Here is a 17,875-nt window from a genome sequence, read left to right on the forward strand (position 1 = left end):
CCAGCCGGGACGGCCGCCGCACTGCTCCCTCGGCCGCGCGGCGGCTACCCGGCGAGATGGCAATCAAATACCGTCAAACGCTTGTGGCTCTAAGCATTTGACGGCATCTGTGATATAATATAGGAAGCAGAAAAGTTAATGAGCGGTGGTATCTTCATATTCGGGAGAAGGTGAGGCTTATGGGCGTAAGGTTCATAACCTTTAATTCCAACGGAAGGAGGTACGGGTCTGCTTTTGATTGGCGCTTTGGCGACAATCACGGCCTTTGTCAGTGCGCTAGCTCTGCTTGTCCTCGCGGTAACGCGATTGGTCAATGCAGTGCGCAAGCTGATGAAAGCAACCGGCTTCGGCCGGAAAAAAATGAGCAAACTAAAAGCCGCTTCAACTTTGGCGAGAGGTCGCGGCTTTAGTTTGTGACTTTTGTACCACCGTTCTTTAAACGGCTTCTGCTGTGGAAGGGCACTCCTTGTGGGGTGCCTTTTCGCTTGTCTATATTATAACATGGTCTCAATGTGAAGGAAACGGGCCAGCTCCCGCTGGGCCTCTTACGCCACTTGATACACGCCGCGTGTGACACGTTCAAAATAGCGTTCGTCCTGCACCACCTGTCGGGCCTTTGCTTGCCAGTTAGGGTTTCCTTGCGCCTTGGCAGTCTTGGCCAAGGCGTCGTATAGGTCGGCCAGCTTCGTAACGCCGCGTCCCCTGACAATAGAATAGATGAGGTCCCGCCAAGTTGCGTGTGGCATGTCGGCCATTGTTCGGGTGAAGTCTTTGGTGTACTTGATGTTGACCTGCCAGATTTCGCCCTTTTTGAATACCAACAAGTGCTCGTGCGCGATAGGGACAAACGTCCCGCCGTAGCTCTTCCGCCCGCTAACAGTGTTGAACTGCTCCTTGATGAGGTGACACTCTAGGTCGCCGTACCAAGTCATGTCCTTAATAATCGAGTAGTAGTGGCCTTTCTTGCGAACGTCTCCGACTAGGAAAGCATGTCGTCCGCCCTTGACCAGACTGTCGTATATCTTCTCGTTGATAATGTCTAGCTCCTTGATGAAGTCCGCGTAGGGCATGGCATTTGATAGGTCGTCCGGGTCGTAGGCGCCGCGTTGGGTCGCGTAGTCGATGATGTCCCAGTACGGCGGGTGCGAGAACACAAAGTCTGACTGCACCGGCGTGTCGTCCTTGAGCGCGTCCCAGCCGGTCAATAGGTCTAGGTGAACACTGTCAGTGAGGCCAAGGTCGGTAGCTACGTCCTTGCCCGTGCCGCCACCGCTAAAGACCTCCACAAATTTCTTCGGCCGATACGTCTCTAGTAAGTCTTTGATGACGTGGCTGATACGTTACCTCGGTAACTGCTCTTGCCCCACCGGCCCCGGTCTTGGTAACTTAGAATGCTTGATTTCAATGGCATTTTTGCTCACGCTCCTAACATTGCTTGGTCAAATACCGCTTTCAGGTCGGGGGCCAAAAGTCCGCCGTCGGGCCCGGCCAGCGCCGCTAGCGTGGCCCGATTGACGGCCTCCAGCTCTTGCTGGCTGGCCTTACTAGGGTTGATGCCCAGCTCAATGCACAACAAGGCCGATACGTACCATTCACGGTTTCCCTTGTTGAACTCCGCCAGCGTCTTGTAATAGGCATTAACCATGCTGACGCTAACGCTGTCCGCGACAACCTCCTCTAGCTGTTTGGTGAGGAGCTTCTTGTAGTGTTTTTTTGGGTACCACGGTTTCATTCCAGCAGTACGTCATGTCCTGCATGGTCTGGGCCAGCTTGTCTGCTGGTTGCTTCACAACGTCCTCGTATACCGTCTTCATACTGTCCGCCTCCTATCCGATGTAGTCCATGCCGATGATTACGTGCTCTGGGTTGTCGGCCAGTGCAACGTTCACACCGTACTCGTCTGGCCGTCGAACGGCTTGTGCAAGAATGCTCTGCTTGCCCGCTTTAAGAGCCTCTAGCTCATTGCGTGCGCTGACGTGTTCCGACCAGTCGGCCTGCTCTCCCAGAATTTGATACCCGCAATAGATGATATATGATTTCATGATTATCCCTCCTAGGCCATGTGGGCGTTGCTCTTGATTGAGTACGCGTCTTCCGGCGATACGACCAGACTATCTAACATTTTGATACCCACAACGTTCCCGGCTAGCTCCATTGCTTGCATCTGCTGGCGGTCTGCGTCCGATGGGGTGCAATCACCGCTGGGGTGGTTGTGAGCCATGATGAAGCTCACGGCGTTGCACAACAGCGCTGATTGTAAGATTTCGCGTGGTGCGGCAAGGGCCTTGTTGACTGTGCCAATGAACACGCGTTGGGCGGCGATGACTTGGTTCTTAGTATCTAGGAACATTGCCAACAGACTCTCGCTGGCATCGTCGCCGATGATTTGTTGGGCCACGTATGTTGCCGTGAGCTCGCCAAGGATAGGAACCCCGGCCCATGACAGCGGTATTTTCGTTTGCACCAGTTTCACAGATGTTACCATAACCGCATTTTGAGTTACTTTGATTGTCGTCTTCATCAGATTACCTCCTGGGCTTCCGGCCCGACCTTCTACTGCGCATTTGCGCTTTTCTTCATCTCTCGACGTCGTAGCCGTAACACCGGGTTCCTGGAACCGGCAAGGGTGGGCTGAGCGCAAAAAGTTTGCCGGGTTTGCAAAAGTTTTTCGCCCCTTGCCGGTGGAAGGGTTCCGGTGTAGCCGCGAAGCGGCGTTAGGCGTAGCGCGAGAGATGAAGAAAAGCGCGGCGGGCTTCTGGCGGTACGCCAGGCACTGCGAAGCAGGGCAAGCACTGATCACTCCTTCTGGATTCTTGCAAGACCGCAAAACAGCAGTAGGAGACTAAAGTAACCGTGGCGTGCGCAAGGGCCCCCTGGGCGCGCCGCCACATAACGTTGAACAGCCTACACTCGGTTTGTGAGTGCAGGCTGTGGCCTGGCTTGAAGGATCAAAAAAAGAGAACCACCATCTGGTCTTCTCAACCTGGGCACCGGTTCTCGTTTCTGTAATCAGTCCTTGAGGTGATCTCTCTTGATGATTCGGTAGACAGTACTGCGCGCGACGCCGATTCTTCGCGCAACTTCCTTTGTGGGCACGCCTTCGCCAACAAGCTTCACCAGCTGCTCGTAGGCCAAACGATTCTTGGCGTTCTGAACGTCGGCGGAGTACAAGATTCGGCCACCTTTATACGCGCCGCGTTTCTTAGCTTCGGCGATGCCTTCTTGTTGCCGCTCCAGAATCTTTCTGCGCTCTTCCTCGGCCTGGTATTTGTTCAGCTCCAGGAAAATGTTGATGATCAGGCGGCGCAAGTTAGGTTCCTTGATCTCGCTAAAAGTAGGCAAACTCAAGATGTTCAGCATAGCGCCTTTGCTGTTGATGATCCCGATGACCTGGCTCAGCTCAGCGTTATTGCGACCCAGGCGATCTACGCTAAGCACCGCCACCTCGTCGCCTTCATGGATGTAATCAAGCATCGCCCTGAGCTGCGGCCGCTCCAGGTTCTTGCCGCTTAGCTTGTCGGCAAATACCTTCGTGACGCCCGCCTGGTCAAAGGCGGCAAATTGACGCGCCAAATTTTGATCTGTCGTGCTGACTCGCGCATAACCAACTTTGGCCATTAGTGTCCACCTCTCTGCTTAGCGTGCAAGTCGTGGTTGAGGCCGGCCTGCTGCAAGGCTAGCTCGGTCGCGAGTAGCCGATTGATAAGTTCCGAAGTTCGTTCGCCACTTGTGCTTTTGACCTGGTCTAGCACTAAGCGCTGCTCAGGCGTCATTGTGACCTTAATCTGTGTATTCGTTGCCTTGATTGCCAAAGTTACCCCACCTTTCAGCACAACTTTGGGCCGAGTTGGCCCACTTTGTCTAAATCTCCTCAAGCTCGATGTTGTCTAGGTTCGCGTGCGGGTGATCTTTACGATAAGCCTTGTACGCTTCCGTGCGGTTGAGACCGCGATATTGGCCAGCGGGTTTGCGGTATTCTCGTTCAGTACCATCCTTTTGCGTGCGTCGCGTGACCTTGATTGCCTGGTACTTTCTGGGCTTCAGCACCGGGGCCTGGTCTGTTGGTACATACACAGGTTTGTCTTCTTTGCTTAGCGCCTCATAGGCTGGACGCAGCACTTCTGTTTCCAGCAATGGCGGGTGTCCTTCCTCCCAGGCTGATCTTCAACCAGAGAAAGATTACCGCTCACCACTTCGGTCTGCTGGGTTGGCCAGTACCCCCGGCCAGCGCCTTCCCATCTAATAATAGGTTCTTCAGAGAACGGGCTGAAGAACTCATTTTCCCGTCGTGTCAGTGCCGCAGCACTGTAACAAACCTTGAACCTTGGCTGATAGCCAAACTGCTTCTCCAGCTCCGCTTCGATTTCAGCGCGTTTCTCCACCGGATAGGCGCGGAATATGCGGCTCTCCGTATGCAGCCTCGGCAGCTTTGATTCCCATTGCCACCAGGCGTCCAGGTGGTCACTTGCAAGCGTTTCGCGTTGGTGCCAATCAAAGCTAAACGGATCCAGCTTGCTTCGGTCTGGTGTTTTGACGAGGAACTTGCCTTCAAAGGAGGCCGTGATAACGTCCGCCGACTCAATCACATCAAAGCCTCGCGGAGGCTGATCATCTGATGAGTGCCCGATAACCCCGGCATACAGATCCAACGGCCGGATCGCCTCTGCCTCACGTTCCTTCAATGCTGCGCGCTGGCTTTGTACCATTTTCTCAACTGCAACGAGATCGTCAGCCGTGGCGTATCGTTGGATGAAGCGCTTGGTTGCACTTCGATCGCTAGCAATCCGGGTCGCTTCTCGGTGAGCTGCGTTCCATTTCTGCTGCTTACTGATTGTTTTCGCCAATGCCTTCACTCCCGTCGTTGTGTTCTGATTAAGCGATTCCGACTATTTACTTCTATTATAGATGGGGTTCTCCGATAAGTACATACACATGTACCGAACCGTGGAAATTTCTTTTTCTTTGATAATACACCCTGGTGGGACACGATAAACGTTAATTTGACGGGTTCCGAAAATGTCCCACCAGGGTATACCCTGGTGGCCTAAATAATTCGAGTACAGCAGTGGCGCAATCCTTATGTTAGAGGGTTGCGCCACTTTTTCATATACGCCCGTTTAACGACCTCTTACTGAAGGATAGCTGTGCCTTCTCTGCCTTGCGAAGAAGGCGGCAGGCAAGAGCCTCATCAGTGCATTGGCAGCAATCTACAATCTCGGCTGTATCCGCATTTTGTAGGTCGTATATCTGTGAAAGTCTGGAAGAGATGGTGCTGTCAGACCAGCAAAGATAACCATCGTAGAATTGTTTCCAGGTCATCATAAGCTTGCGGTCAGGCTCACCATCATTTCGCCACCGATGTTCGTGATGGTAAACGTGTCATTCATCATAAGCATTTCCCTCTCAATCTGATATTTGAATGGGAACATGTAGCTCATTTCGCGTAAGTCCTGAAGGGTAAAGTTTCCTTTATCCTCGACGGTCATACCGGCACTTACCAGAAGTGCATTTACTTTATCGTCTCGCACTTCATGCTTTATGATAGTGTAGCGACCCGATTTCTCAGCTTTCAAAGCGCCTATCGCCTTCATTGTTGCGATGATCTTGTCGATGGAGTGGAACAATGTGGCGCGTTCACCCCATTCATCAAAGATCTTCTGCTTTAGTTGCTGGATCGTAAACTCCTCTTCAAATTCGGAGAGCTTACCGACGATCCTCGACACATCTACAAATATCGGGTATGTGACGAGGATGATACACCAGTGGGCCGCAAGCGAATTATCAGAATCGTTTTCGATAAGAACCCGTGCCTGTGTTCGCAGAGATTCCGTCTCCGGATTCTCGTAATACCATAAGTTCATCAGAATCTCTCTGGTTTTACGCAGGTTTGTAGGACTCTTGATTTCAAAGCTGAGGTATTCATTCAGCCTATCCTTATAATCTTGTTCTGGCAGATTCTCGGATAATAGCTCGACGGCCTTGTTAAGCCATGTCATCTTCAAATTTCTCGAAAGTCCGACCATCTTACCCATTGTTATCCACCGCCTTTATTTTAATAAATGGCACGATCACTTCGTCCACTGTTATGCCTCCGTGTGTCATCACCTTGTCACCTTTCGCGTCAAAGGATTTTCCAATGTTGCAGATCAAGTAATCGTACTGCTTGTCAAGAAAGTACTTCGGATACTCGATCATGTCATATTGTTTCTTCATTTTCTCTTTGTCTGCAAACTTCTCCAGAACCAACATGCGATGGCTCTTTGTTTCTGTTTCAACGCCGAGCTTCATCAGTTTTCCCTGACCGATGCATGGAGTATTACCGTGATCAGCCGAAATATAGACATCAAAGCCCTTACTGAGTAGATTTCGCACAAGCGTCGCGAGCTTACCCATACTAGACAGGTATTCCACATCACGATACATGCCGGATCGTCCCTGCTGCTGACCATGAACCATATCATCTATGTCATTAATGATGACGCAACCACAACGAATCGTCGGTCCAAAGTCGGCATCGTATCCTCGATGATATTCAACCTGCTCTTTGCGCAGGCCAAAGCTCATCGCACAATCGGTGAATTCCTTACCTTCCTTGCTGGTACTCCACGGGCTAAAAAGCTGCCGTGGATATTTGCCGGAAACAAGGCTCTGTCGAGAGAGTGATGTGATCGTCGGAATCATGCAAAAGCCGCAGATCGTTCGTACTTTATGTCTCCGAAGCTTCGAGACAATATTGTCCAGTCAAATTCCGACATTCCGTCCATGACGATAATCACGAATTTATCGCTGTGATTATACATGTAATCCATCGCGCCCTTGACGAGCACAGGCGTTTCCCGATCTGAAGTAATCTTTCCTGAAAGCTTGCCGAAGCTCTCAAGTATGAATCTCAAGAACGGTTCCTGCACGAACTCGGCATCCGCGTCGATCTCATAAGCTGCGCAGAAGACATCAATTTCAGATTTTGCCTCTGCTACCTTGATCCAATTCTTATAGTTCTGCGTCTTTTCTGCCAGAACAGAAACATCTTTGATGCGCTGGTTCACATATTCGCGAACATTGTCTTTGCCGTAGACGACATCATCTATGAAGTCTTTCGTCTTATCGTACGTTCGGCAATCGTCGTAGAGGCTTTTATACGCCATGCAGAGAAGATCAAAATTCAGGTCTGCCTTCTCCCGTATGCACTGTATCTGCAGATGCGGGAAGAGATTCATCAAAGAAATATGAAATTTGTAAGAACCACAAGCCTTCAGAACATCATATGGTATGTAGACCTTTGGCTCTGCGAGAATCAGATACTTATCCTGACCACTTTTGAATTTATCTTCCCACTCAATCCTGAAGCTCAGATCATCTTTGTAGTGAAGGATCTGAAAACCTCTGTGCTCAAACTCATCTGTATAGTGCGTCTGTTCGTCAAGGCCGTCCTCATCAATGAATAGCATGCGTGAAGTGTTGGAAGCATAAGTTTTTTTCATATATATATTTTCCGAACATTATCACGCCTCCAATCTGACAAGTAGGCACAACTTAAATTCCGGATAGACCTCTTGTCCTTTTCTATATTGCTCCTCTACGGCTGCTTTTTCTTTTTCCAGTCGCTTCAACCGGGATTTTCTGATGTTATCTATGCCCACATGCTCCGTAGCTTCTGTCCGAAGTTTCAGAGCATACATGTACTTGTCATAGCTTTCCTTATTTCTTTTTAACTGCTGATCCTTTAATTCAAGAAACGAATCGTACGCAAATTCTTTGCTCAGCTTTTCAAGCTGCTGATACTCGTCTCCAGTTAAGTTCGGTACGGAATGGACAGAAAGTTGTGACGTTCCATCAAGGAACACATCCATAATCCGCTTCCCAGCCATTGGTCGCAGCACAAAATCTTTATTGACAAATACAGGGAGTATTCTCTGGCCCATTTCATCATCGGTTGCAGACAGATTCCAAAGCATGAAGTAACCTTCCTCGTTCGGAAAATCCTGAATCGAAACCGACAATATCGGAGAGAATCGATCCTGAATCACGTCTGCATTGAGATGCCGCGTAATGCTATCGTCATTGATACTAATATCCATAATGAGCCGCGGGTCCAATCCCTGCCATGCATCATAACAGGTGAGCATCTGGTGCAGAGCGGTATCCACATCAAAGTTCGATTTCTTCCCGACGAGCTTCGTCAGGTCTTTGTCTTCATGAAGCAGGCTCTTGTATTTCTGTGCGTTTTTCAGCTCCTGCCGTAGCTCAGACTCTACCGGATACAGATTCTCATCGGATTTTCTATGCGGCCTGCTGATCGAACGCATATAGACATCGGTAAAATCAACTTCTGCAACTTCGCTATCAAGGACATCAGAATACTTATCGACGCCCATTTCTTTGAGGATCACAGAGAGCTTTTCTTCCAGCACTTCCCGTACACGGTTTTCAATCGTATCTGTTACGATGAAATTGAAAATCTGCACATCTCGCTTTTGCCCGATACGATCTACACGACCGCAGCGCTGCTCGATTTTCATCGGATTCCACGGCAGATCGTAGTTGATGATGATATTCGAGAACTGTAAGTTCAGGCCTTCACCACCGGCATCGGTAGAAATAAAAACGTTCGTATTGTCGTGGAATTCCCGAAGTGCCTCGTTACGCTCTTCGATACTCATCCGTCCATTCAGGATTGTCACAGAATATCCCATAGTCGTTAGCAGTCGCTGGAGATATTCCTGCGTAGCCACAAATTCCGTAAAGATGATAATTTTCTGGTTTCTATCTGCGTTTAGGAGAGCGTCTATCGTATTCTCCAGCGTTTCGATTTTTACATCCGGGTGCTGGAACTCCGCCTGCTTGGCAACCGCGATAATATTCTCCAGCTCGCTGATTTCTTCTTCCATATCGAGAGACATGGCTTGAAGTGCATCCTCGACGTCATCTTCAATATCTAGCTCCGCCAGATTTTCTTCGGTAAGAGAGCCAATCTTGGTATTCTGGGTTTTCAAAATTTCAAGCCGCCGTTCGAGGCTCTGGCGGATTGCTGCTGTGCTGCTTGTCACCATGCGCTGCATAATGATAAGCAGGAAAATCAGGCACATATTTTTCTTGCGGTTCCGGAGTGCCTTGTTATAGGTCTTCGAAACATAGGACGTGACCATCTCATAGAGCTGTCTTTGATAGGTATGCCGTTCGTCCCAGGTCAGCTCGACCAGATGTGTGACACGGTTCTTAAACAGCAGATTTCCGTTAGTGTCTATAGCCTCGCGCTTTTCTGTACGGATCAGGAACGAAGCAACCTGTTCCTTGACTACGGATTTTGCGTTCGGAAAGGCATCCTCGTCAAGCAGGCGGACCAAACGTAGGAAAGGTTCGGTCTTGCCGTTGTGCGGCGTGGCTGTCAGGAGCAGCAGATATGGGCTTGCCTGTGAAAGTAGATACCCGAGCTTATATCTTGCCACTTCACCGGAAGAACCAGCAACGCGGTGTGCTTCATCAATGATGATTAGATCCCATCCGCTGTTAATGATGGAATAAATGCGCTCCTGGTTATATTGTTCTACGCGTTCCTCCGTCCACCCAGCATGTTTTTCGAGCGGCTTGATCGAATCCATCGGCGAGATGACTTGATCGTATTGCCCATAGACATCATCGCTGTCCGTTAGCCTGCGAATCGTATCGTAGTCCGACGGGAGAATCACCTGAAACTTCTCGTGGAATTTCTCCTGCATTTCCGCAGACCACTGCGTTACAAGACCAGTCGGGCAGACTACAAGCGTCCGCCTGACCAGTCCTCTTGCTTTCAGCTCCTTGATAACCATGCCAGCCTCGATCGTTTTCCCGAGGCCGACCTCATCCGCCAGAATATAGCGGATATTGTTCGTAGACATCACGCGGTTCAAAACATGCAGCTGATGTGGCAGCGGAATGACACCACTGGCAAGAGAAGTCAGGAGTCCTCCCGCAGTTTCGTTTTTAATCTTTGACAGCAGCGTAACATAGCGCAGATAGTTCTCATCGTAAGTATTCGAGCCGGACGAATCACTCAAGCTGTCCGCCATCACCTTATAGACACTTCCTGCGGACGGATCGAAGACGCGATAGGATACGTATCCCCACACTTCGAGGCATTCAAGAACCTGTACGCTTTTTCCTGTATTCCTGTCAAAGGCGAATTCACCTGCCTTCAGCATGCGCTGCCACCTCCAAAAATGTGCAGTTTAAAGCCTTACTGCACGCGGCTCAAGCTGATATCGTAGTACATCAGTAGCTTATCGTCTTCCTGAATGGTCTGCTCCGGCAGACGCTCTGCCATATCAACGATGGCCTGATAGTTCTTGTCTTTCCAAAGGCGCGAGAAGCCGACACGGATAGCCTCAGAGCGAAACAGCTTCAGCTTGCCTTTGCTGTTCATATAGCTCTCGAATTCCTTCCAGAGGTTCTTCTCGCGGAGCTTAGCGACGTCGCCTTCCTTCGTGCGGTCCGGAATATACCAGCGGCCTTTATCGTCCTGAATGAAGTTCTCGTCCAGCATGACAGACAACTCCGGCATATTCTCATAACGGTCCACGGACTTCACTTCCTGCATGAACTTCGGTTGAAGCTCCGCGTAGGTCTGTGGCGTGTCAAGCTGCTGATACAACCATGCGATAGCGGACTTCTCGTTCGAGACAAACAGCTCGAACTGGATCGGTTCGACGTCCATCTTGATGCGAGCCGTGTCGTATTCGTTAACCTGATCCGGCAGGAAATACATATCGTCACGCTTCAAGAACTTCTCATCCAGTCCCTTATAGAAATCCGTCGCGTCAATCGGCACAGGAATTCCATTCATAATGTGATAGGCAACCATCCTGTCAAAAAGCAGGTACGCCTGTCGCTCGGAGATGATGTCAATCTTGCCGTCATGATCCGCATCGACTATAACCGGGAGGTTCGCAAGGTGTTGACGAACAAAGGCCCACGCGGTTTCAGATTGTCCAGCACTTTCGTGCAAGGTCCGTGTAAGGTCGTTCTTTGGTTTATAGGCCGATATGACAAGATCTTGTTTAACAGCCGAGGTATTATTGACCTGTTTGAAGCTTCCAGATTGCTTATCAAGTGTCCTTACGTCGGCAATAATAAAACCAGCTCTTTGTAAAGCTTCTTGTATCGCATTCCAAACAGCATTTTTAGAATTATGAAATTCAACGGTCATCCACCGATTTGGTTTAAGAATTCGATAACACTCCTGAAAACAAGATGTCATTAGCGTCTGATATTCAGGCAAGGCTTTTCCCATTGTAGGATTTACAATAGCTTCGTATTTGCTGTTAGTAACAACCTTCAGCCAAGATTCCCATAAGAAGCTCAATTCTGCATAATTCAAATTCGCACCAAAAGGTGGATCAGTAAAAATATAGTCAATACTGTTTTCCTGTACATCGAGTTTTGTTGTTGAAGCAGTGGAAATGCAATATGTATTTCCTTTATTGTTAGAAAGTGCTTCTGTAAATTTACGAATTTTCCCTTCATAAGCATTGAAAGGATTTGCTTCACTTACCATTGAAGAAACATAAAGTGTTCCGCTTAATGGATTGTAAGGAAACGATACTTGCGGGCGGAAACGGTTCATTTTACTTATGTTAATAATCTGGCTTGTGAACCAAATTTGAAGCAAATCTTTGCATTCAGATTTCTGAATCAGGTCATACAGTTTTGACAAAGCATACAAAGTTCGCTTATAGAAATAATGATGAACATGCGTCAGGCCGATTTTATCGTTACGACGACTCTCTCTTCCTTCACGCATACGTAAAGTCGGATACCAATAGGGTATGTCCATTTCTTCAATCTTTTTGATCGTTGCAATATCCTCAGCATCCGGACGCTTAAAATATCTCTTACTACCATATTGGTAGTTAATAAGGACCGGCTTCTGTTTAACAATCTGATGTGGTTGTTTCAAAGCGGAATCATAGAAAGATTCAAACGAATTATTGCATTCTTTTTTTCTTTAATTGAGCATTACATTTGGGACAAGCAAATGAATCGCTCACCTTTCCGGTAGTAGGATCAGCTGCGGCATCATAGAACACCACTTCCGAGCCGCAATGAGGGCATACGAACACATCAGACCAAACCGTATAATTGATTTTGCCCTTCTGTCTGATAAGTGTCGATGCAGCTGCAGACGGATCGGGTTCTGTAGCATACATCCATTTACACTCCTTATAGCTTTCGCTCAGTATTCTTTCGGCCTCAGACGTGAACTTTTGAATATCAATATCTGCATTATAATTATGTGCAATGCAAGTTGCTATTGGGGACAAGTCTTGCAGGATAGGGATACGAGCTCCCCATTCAATATCTGGGTCTTCAGCGTTCAAAACTGCTTGAAATTGAGATTCTGGGTGTGCGCACATATTTGCAGCAACACCCGTCATTCCGGTTCCGCAAAAGCCATCAAACACAAGATCCTTCGGCTTGGTGTAATGCAGTATATAACGCATAATAGCTTTATAAGGAACTTTCGTATGGTAAGTATGAGCGTTATAAATAGCGTCATTCTTCCCTTCACTTACATCCGCAGCATACGGCTCGCAATGATAATCGTCCGTCTCCTCGTCATACGGAGTCCCATTTTCTTCAATGAACTCCTTTATGAAGGGATTTGGGTAGGCTGTGTAATACGGCGCATCGGAGAGGGCAATGATGTCCTCATCCGAGCCGATTGGGAAGCCTTCTATATCGCGGACCTTGTCGAGGTCCTCTTTGGTTAGTTTTCTCTTCTCCATGTTTTTAATTCTCCTTACGCTTTACGACGATACGCAGCTTGCTTTCATCCTTGCCCTTTGTATAAGAAGCGATGATGTCATTCAGCTTCTTGCGGAAGTTGTCCTCGCTGAGCGGCTGCAGCTGTTCGAGCTTTTCCACCAGCGTTTCCGCGTCGATGACTACCGGCTCGAATCCCTTAAGCAGAGCGGTGATACTCTCCACAAAGAAATCATCTACGCGTTTTGGCCGCTCCTTTGAGGCGACAAAGTCATCGATGACTTTCTGCTGGTCGTTATTCAGGTACTGCTTTTGTGCGAGCACAAGCGGATCAGTGATGGTCTCCAGCAGCTTCTTCGTCCATTCCTGTGTCAGCTCATCAATGCCGTCGTCGATCTGATCCAGCAGTCCATGCACATTTCTCTCATGGCTGCTCATATCGAAATGGCAATGCGGGCAGATCGGATTCTTTTTCAGTTCGTTCGGAGTCAGCTCATAGCAGACCTTAATGTTCGCCATCGAGGTCTCGAGGTCAGATAGCTTCGCGCCGGGCAGGATTGTGATGCTATGCAGTTTCCGGAGATTCTTGAGCGCAAGACTCTCCTGAATCTTGCCTTTGCGCTGTGCGTCTTCAATGCCGAGGCGTTTTTTTTCGAATGCGCATCGTAGTAGAGATTGATGTACTTCTCCTGAACCGGCTCCAGCGCGTCCTTCACTGCGTGGGCTGCATCCGTTCCACTGGTGCCCTCTGCAATGCTGTCTCTGGCTGTACGGAAAGCTGCACGCGCGTCCTCGATGGAAGCTTTCAGTTCGTCAATACCGAAATTTTGGACACTTACAATGTAGCTAACGAGATCTCCACATTCGCTCTTGAAATCGAGATACTCCGGAATACGATGCAATGTCCAGATCTGCTTCTCAATTTTCTGAATCTCATCCATCGTATGGCGGAAATTATTCAGCTTCGCGAATGTGTTAAACTTCGCTGAGTAGTTGCTGAATTCCTCCTTGACCTTGTCGCAGGCGCTCTGCATGCTCGACTTCATCTGAGAATTCGCGAGTGGTTCTTCCCACAGCTCGAAGCCGTCAGAAAGCTTTCTCGTTCCGAGAACCGCATCATTGCAAAGATTCTGTGCAACCTGAATAAGCTGCTTGACGCCATTGTCTCGGTCCTTCGGTAGATCCAGAAGCGCAGGATTAAGGCCAAGCACCTCGAACATCTTCTTGAGCTCAGCAAGAGCCATCTTCGCCGGGCGGGAGATGTACTTGAATTCGTACAGATCAAGCGCATTTGTATTTGGAATCTCATCAAGGTTGGATGCCGTGATTGTCTTGCCATTGTTCAATGTAATAACTGCGTATCCCGCGTAGACAAGCGACAGGAAGATGATCGGTGTGAACAAGAAGCTGATCTTAAATTGCTTATCGATATACGCACCCATGAACTGCTCTTCAAACAGGTCTGTATAGTTCAGCACGCCCTCCGGCGGCAGCTCCTGCAGGCGATCGATATAATATCTGGCATACTTCGAGTTTTCCGGCTTGATCTTGTCATCCTCAAGTACGCCAAAGCTCTCGAGCATCATCCGTGCCTGCTGCGTCTTCCGGCCTGCAAAATAGTTAAAGGAATCCCGTGCCAGCCCTGCCATGTTCTTGCGGGTGACTCTTGTCTTCATGACCGGGAAGTCTTTGTACTTACCGGTGAAATATTCATCAAGGCAGATCGAGGCTGCGAGGTCGATGGTATCTTTGAAAGTCAGATCTGGACGATACTTGCCTTTCAAAACCTCAATCAGCTGTCGCATCTGAGCCTTGTAAGTTACATTGAAGCAGGTGTTCTTGTTGTCGCTCAGATATTTTACGAGCTGGCGGTTGAACATCTTCGCTTTGTTCAGGTATGCTTCCTTATCTTTGCCTTCGCTGATTTCGGCCAGTTGATTCGCCGCAGCATAAAGTTCAAGATTCTTCTTGAACTCGTCCGAAGAACGAAAGAAGAAATAGACCTCATCCGGGAGATTGGCAATATTCACATTGCCGTTGTCGTAAGGCGGCATGATGTGAATATAGAAGTCGCGCTCCGGCTGAGCAGTGCTGCGCTCTCCCGGAAGCCCCATAAAGAGATAGCCTTCTCGGAAGATATTGTGGCTGTTCCAGTTCAGGTCGTATTCGTAAATCTTGAAGTTCGTGACGTATTCCTTCGCGTCCCATTCAAGGCAGTTATAGACGACCGTATAGAAGTAGCGGTTCAGCTCTGCTGGAGCCAGGAGTGATGCCTTCTGGTTGATCTTCTCATCGTAGTCGACAATTTTATCGACATCGATATAGTACTGATTGTTGGCGTCGTTATGGATGATGAACTGTCCGGAGACCGTTGTCATAATGTCCTTGAGCGTGGTGTTAACAACGCCAAGGAGAAGTCTGCGTCATTTTCCGGCATAGAGTCCAGATAAAGGCAAAGGTCATCTTTCAGGTTCTCAGCCGTCAGTCCGAACTGCACATCCAGGCCGTTCGTTGTTAGTCTGTGTACGCTGAGCGCATAAATGATCTGAATAGCCAGAGGCTGATAAACCATGTGCGGGAAGGAGCGATTGATAATCTCCTCAAGCTGCGTGCTGGCATTAACGACCTTGCTGATTGTAACGTCACTCTTGAGCAGTCCATTGCCCTTGATTGCAGGCCAATAAGTGTCAAAGGAATAGATTCCGGGTGCATCTTCTGGCACGTCTTTATCAAAGATGTCGTGGATGACCCTGGAAATGTTCTTCAGAATATGACGGTTCTCCACAAGATAGACCTTGTTGAACACATCGATATAGGCCGATGAATTGGGAACAGGTCCACAAACTCATCCATGCGGGTAGACATGCCACTGTAAAGGCTGGAGAACTTCTCGAGGTGATTCCGGATCAGAGCCTTCTGTTCCGGGTTTTTCTTCAGGATTCTTTCCGAAACAACGTACTCCGTATCTTCCTTTGTAATCTCCATCTGCGTGAAACGGTCGCTGACGTGCTTCAGCGTTTCAGAGACAAAGCTGAATTTCGGATTATCGAAGATCTTCTCCTGAATGCCGAGAATGATGCGGAGATTGCTCTTGGAGCACATCTCTCCGAACGCACGCAGCACTTCCAGGTCGAGAACCAGCTGGCGCTCGTCTCTGGAGGTCAGGTAGGCAAGGAACTCGTCTACAACGATCAGGTATCCCTTGTCCGGGTACTTGGCATTGAAGGCTTCCATCATCTGACGGATGACTTTCTTGTTGTCGCGGACCGTTGAGCAGTCTGGTTTCTTGAAGTCAATGCCCCGACGCTGGAAATCTTCCTCGATGTAGTCGAAGAGAATATCGTAGAGCGTCATGGTAACGCCACCGATTTCCAAACGCAGGATCTCAAACTTACCTGCGACCCGCTCCATGCGTTTAGCAAAATTCTGGTTCTGTAGATATTGGAGATTCCCTGCGTCATTGGCCACAGCAGAAATCACACTCATCAGGTGAGATTTACCGGTACCATAGTTACCTACGACGAAAACGCCTTTATTGTCTACAACTTCGTCCATCTGGAGTTGGTCGATGACCGGAGCCTGCAGGCTCTCCGCCATGCTGTCCGACATGACATAGGTCTGCACGAGCTCTTTTACTCCGTTTTCCGTTTTTGTCCCCTCAACAAGCTGTATCGTCGATTCGACAGGCTTGAAGCTTATTAGCTCTGAATACTTCATGTTGGTGTTTCCTCCTTAAATGACACAGGTGATGTCATAGTTCTTTACTTCATATGTTTTATAATCCGGATACCCTTGTTCGCTGTAATAAAGCGTTCCGTTTTCGTATCGTCCCGGCCAAATTACGCTGTAGGGTTTGCTCTTCCGAGCCTCGGTCAGAATTTTCAAAACGTCGACCTGATAGGCCGGATTGAACATCACGTCGATATCCTTGATGACCACGTTGTCCGGATACTGTACGATTACACTTTGAAAGCATGAGGCAAGCCTCATCGTCCTACTCCGCGGAGATACGTCCTGCAGCTTTTCCGAAAGAGGTCTACTGACAGACACCGGCTGTGAAGACAGCTCCTTATTCGTGTCCAGTAAATGAGCAGCCGGGAAATGGTGTTCTTTTGTCTTTGGAGATTTCCGTATTCAATAATCTCACCCATTTCAATCCGCCTTTCTCATTTTGCCTCTTCATCCGTCATTTCCATTATGTCGCTAACATCGCAACCCAAGGCAACGCATATCTTTTCTATGATCTCTGTATTCACATTTTCATTTTTTTCCAAGTTTTGTTATTGACGCCGAGCTGATACCGGCAGCTTTCTGTAAATCCTTCTTTTTCATATCGCGATCTATCAGTAGTTTCCACAATTTCTTATAGCTAATGGCCATGACGCTTACCTCGCTTTCCGCCAAAATCAGACTTGTAAACCTATTATACACATTCTTCAATGTGAAATCAAGATTTAATCGAGTGATCGAATGAATTTTCCCGCTGAATTCTTGATTTATATACAAGCTTTTGATATACTGTACTTAATCTATCTTTAAGGGCGGTGGCTGTCTTTTCCCTTGCGAGGTGAGGCCCATGGGAACATGGAATAATCTTCAGGAAGGTTTCACAGTCAATGAGCGTCTTCCAGACACTCTCGTTGATGTTGCTGTTTGGCACGTTTTTAATCGCGCTACTCAGCTATATCGACAAGCACCACAAATAAAAAAAGCCGCCCCGATTATAACTTTGGCGAGTTACGGGACGACATTAATATAGTTTTGTAATTATGCCACCGCCTTTGAAGCGGCTTGCGTGGGAAGTCCTGTTTTCGGCAGGGCTTCCTTTTTCTGCCTTCATTATAGCATGTCCTTTAAAAACTGGCTAACGTTTCAGACTTTGATCGTATTCAGGATCAGGTTGTTTGATTCCCGGATTCTTTTCAGAAAATGCTTGCAGCTGTTTTTGAGTTCGATCACTAATTTCTTGGTGCACATCGTTTAACTGATTTTTTAATTGCGCTTTTTGTTGTGGACTAGTTGTTTGTTGAATTTGTTGTTGCAAGCCTTGATAGGACTTATTAAGATCATGGGCTGATAGCTTTTTTTAGATCATGCTCAGGATCTTTTGGGGCTTCTTGTAAGCCTAATTGTTTGG

Annotated in this window: 16 protein-coding genes and 4 pseudogenes; 1 reads left to right on the forward strand and 19 read right to left on the reverse strand. The window is 48.2% G+C overall.

Annotated elements, in window-relative coordinates; translation table 11 throughout:
- Positions 1-545 precede the first annotated feature (545 nt).
- The 18 genes and pseudogenes from JCM13995_RS09050 to JCM13995_RS09140 all read right to left on the reverse strand — a co-directional run bounded on the left by JCM13995_RS09050 (position 546) and on the right by JCM13995_RS09140 (position 17,118).
- Complete coding sequence (locus JCM13995_RS09050) at positions 546-1,286, reverse strand: hypothetical protein (RefSeq protein ID WP_225350822.1); 741 nt, start codon at positions 1,284-1,286, stop codon at positions 546-548.
- A gap of 131 nt (positions 1,287-1,417) precedes the next feature.
- Positions 1,418-1,814 (reverse strand): annotated as a pseudogene (locus JCM13995_RS09055) (hypothetical protein).
- Between the two features lie 12 nt (positions 1,815-1,826).
- Entirely contained in the window at positions 1,827-2,042 is a 216-nt protein-coding gene (locus tag JCM13995_RS09060; RefSeq protein WP_054664858.1) for a hypothetical protein, read from the reverse strand.
- 11 nt (positions 2,043-2,053) lie between these two features.
- A complete protein-coding gene (locus JCM13995_RS09065; protein WP_054664861.1) occupies positions 2,054-2,521 on the reverse strand; it encodes a JAB domain-containing protein in 468 nt (155 codons plus the stop codon).
- A 488-nt stretch (positions 2,522-3,009) separates the two neighbouring features.
- Entirely contained in the window at positions 3,010-3,618 is a 609-nt protein-coding gene (locus tag JCM13995_RS09070) for a recombinase family protein (RefSeq protein ID WP_054664864.1), read from the reverse strand.
- A gap of 243 nt (positions 3,619-3,861) precedes the next feature.
- Complete coding sequence (locus JCM13995_RS09080) at positions 3,862-4,074, reverse strand: hypothetical protein (RefSeq protein WP_162230936.1); 213 nt, start codon at positions 4,072-4,074, stop codon at positions 3,862-3,864.
- Positions 4,075-4,091: 17 nt separating this feature from the next.
- The gene (locus JCM13995_RS09085; RefSeq protein WP_054664872.1) at positions 4,092-4,844 is read right to left on the reverse strand and encodes a hypothetical protein; all 753 of its coding nucleotides are present in this window, start codon (positions 4,842-4,844) and stop codon (positions 4,092-4,094) included.
- Positions 4,845-5,318: 474 nt separating this feature from the next.
- Positions 5,319-6,032 (reverse strand): hypothetical protein, encoded by a 714-nt coding sequence (locus JCM13995_RS09090; RefSeq protein ID WP_054664873.1) that lies wholly within the window; start codon positions 6,030-6,032, stop codon positions 5,319-5,321.
- Positions 6,025-6,681: a PglZ domain-containing protein gene (locus JCM13995_RS09095; protein ID WP_054664874.1), complete on the reverse strand. Its 657-nt coding sequence runs from the start codon at positions 6,679-6,681 to the stop codon at positions 6,025-6,027. The genes JCM13995_RS09090 and JCM13995_RS09095 overlap by 8 nt, the downstream gene beginning before the upstream one ends.
- Positions 6,678-7,481 carry a hypothetical protein gene (locus tag JCM13995_RS09100; RefSeq protein ID WP_054664877.1) on the reverse strand — a complete coding sequence of 268 codons (804 nt, stop codon included), beginning with the start codon at positions 7,479-7,481 and terminating at the stop codon, positions 6,678-6,680. The genes JCM13995_RS09095 and JCM13995_RS09100 overlap by 4 nt, the downstream gene beginning before the upstream one ends.
- A 21-nt stretch (positions 7,482-7,502) precedes the next feature.
- A complete protein-coding gene (locus JCM13995_RS09105) occupies positions 7,503-10,178 on the reverse strand; it encodes a DEAD/DEAH box helicase (protein ID WP_054664882.1) in 2,676 nt (891 codons plus the stop codon).
- A 35-nt stretch (positions 10,179-10,213) separates the two neighbouring features.
- Positions 10,214-11,932 carry a DNA methyltransferase gene (locus JCM13995_RS09110; protein WP_225350823.1) on the reverse strand — a complete coding sequence of 573 codons (1,719 nt, stop codon included), beginning with the start codon at positions 11,930-11,932 and terminating at the stop codon, positions 10,214-10,216.
- Between the two features lie 28 nt (positions 11,933-11,960).
- The gene (locus tag JCM13995_RS16135; RefSeq protein WP_225350824.1) at positions 11,961-12,761 is read right to left on the reverse strand and encodes a DNA methyltransferase; all 801 of its coding nucleotides are present in this window, start codon (positions 12,759-12,761) and stop codon (positions 11,961-11,963) included.
- Positions 12,762-12,765: 4 nt separating this feature from the next.
- Positions 12,766-13,311 (reverse strand): DUF6079 domain-containing protein, encoded by a 546-nt coding sequence (locus tag JCM13995_RS17045; protein WP_500778516.1) that lies wholly within the window; start codon positions 13,309-13,311, stop codon positions 12,766-12,768.
- Complete coding sequence (locus tag JCM13995_RS18185) at positions 13,227-14,414, reverse strand: DUF6079 domain-containing protein (protein ID WP_500778517.1); 1,188 nt, start codon at positions 14,412-14,414, stop codon at positions 13,227-13,229. Before JCM13995_RS18185 ends, JCM13995_RS17045 begins: the two co-directional genes overlap by 85 nt.
- A gap of 19 nt (positions 14,415-14,433) precedes the next feature.
- Positions 14,434-16,455: pseudogene (locus JCM13995_RS18190) on the reverse strand (DUF6079 family protein).
- Positions 16,456-16,470: 15 nt separating this feature from the next.
- Positions 16,471-16,872: a BREX-3 system P-loop-containing protein BrxF gene (gene brxF, locus JCM13995_RS14515; protein WP_156314406.1), complete on the reverse strand. Its 402-nt coding sequence runs from the start codon at positions 16,870-16,872 to the stop codon at positions 16,471-16,473.
- Positions 16,873-16,904: 32 nt separating this feature from the next.
- A pseudogene (locus JCM13995_RS09140) lies at positions 16,905-17,118 on the reverse strand (helix-turn-helix domain-containing protein).
- 263 nt (positions 17,119-17,381) lie between these two features.
- Here JCM13995_RS09140 and JCM13995_RS17355 point away from each other — a divergent pair.
- Complete coding sequence (locus JCM13995_RS17355; protein WP_222843308.1) at positions 17,382-17,444, forward strand: putative holin-like toxin; 63 nt, start codon at positions 17,382-17,384, stop codon at positions 17,442-17,444.
- A 158-nt stretch (positions 17,445-17,602) separates the two neighbouring features.
- Here the strand turns inward: JCM13995_RS17355 and JCM13995_RS13920 are convergent.
- A pseudogene (locus JCM13995_RS13920) lies at positions 17,603-17,875 on the reverse strand (LtrC-like protein); the annotation flags it as partial.

Origin of the sequence: Lacticaseibacillus camelliae DSM 22697 = JCM 13995 (assembly GCF_001311195.1) — a bacterium.
Lineage (GTDB): Bacteria > Bacillota > Bacilli > Lactobacillales > Lactobacillaceae > Lacticaseibacillus > Lacticaseibacillus camelliae.

Coding starts and splice junctions, on each gene's coding strand:
- JCM13995_RS09065 (WP_054664861.1), bottom strand. CDS start 2,521: ATGAAGACGACAATCAAAGTAACTCAAAATGCGGTTATGGTAACATCT.
- JCM13995_RS09105 (WP_054664882.1), bottom strand. CDS start 10,178: ATGCTGAAGGCAGGTGAATTCGCCTTTGACAGGAATACAGGAAAAAGC.
- JCM13995_RS18185 (WP_500778517.1), bottom strand. CDS start 14,414: ATGAAGACAAGAGTCACCCGCAAGAACATGGCAGGGCTGGCACGGGAT.
- JCM13995_RS09095 (WP_054664874.1), bottom strand. CDS start 6,681: ATGATTCCGACGATCACATCACTCTCTCGACAGAGCCTTGTTTCCGGC.
- JCM13995_RS09100 (WP_054664877.1), bottom strand. CDS start 7,481: ATGAAAAAAACTTATGCTTCCAACACTTCACGCATGCTATTCATTGAT.
- JCM13995_RS09090 (WP_054664873.1), bottom strand. CDS start 6,032: ATGGGTAAGATGGTCGGACTTTCGAGAAATTTGAAGATGACATGGCTT.
- JCM13995_RS09060 (WP_054664858.1), bottom strand. CDS start 2,042: ATGAAATCATATATCATCTATTGCGGGTATCAAATTCTGGGAGAGCAG.
- JCM13995_RS09070 (WP_054664864.1), bottom strand. CDS start 3,618: ATGGCCAAAGTTGGTTATGCGCGAGTCAGCACGACAGATCAAAATTTG.
- JCM13995_RS16135 (WP_225350824.1), bottom strand. CDS start 12,761: ATGGAGAAGAGAAAACTAACCAAAGAGGACCTCGACAAGGTCCGCGAT.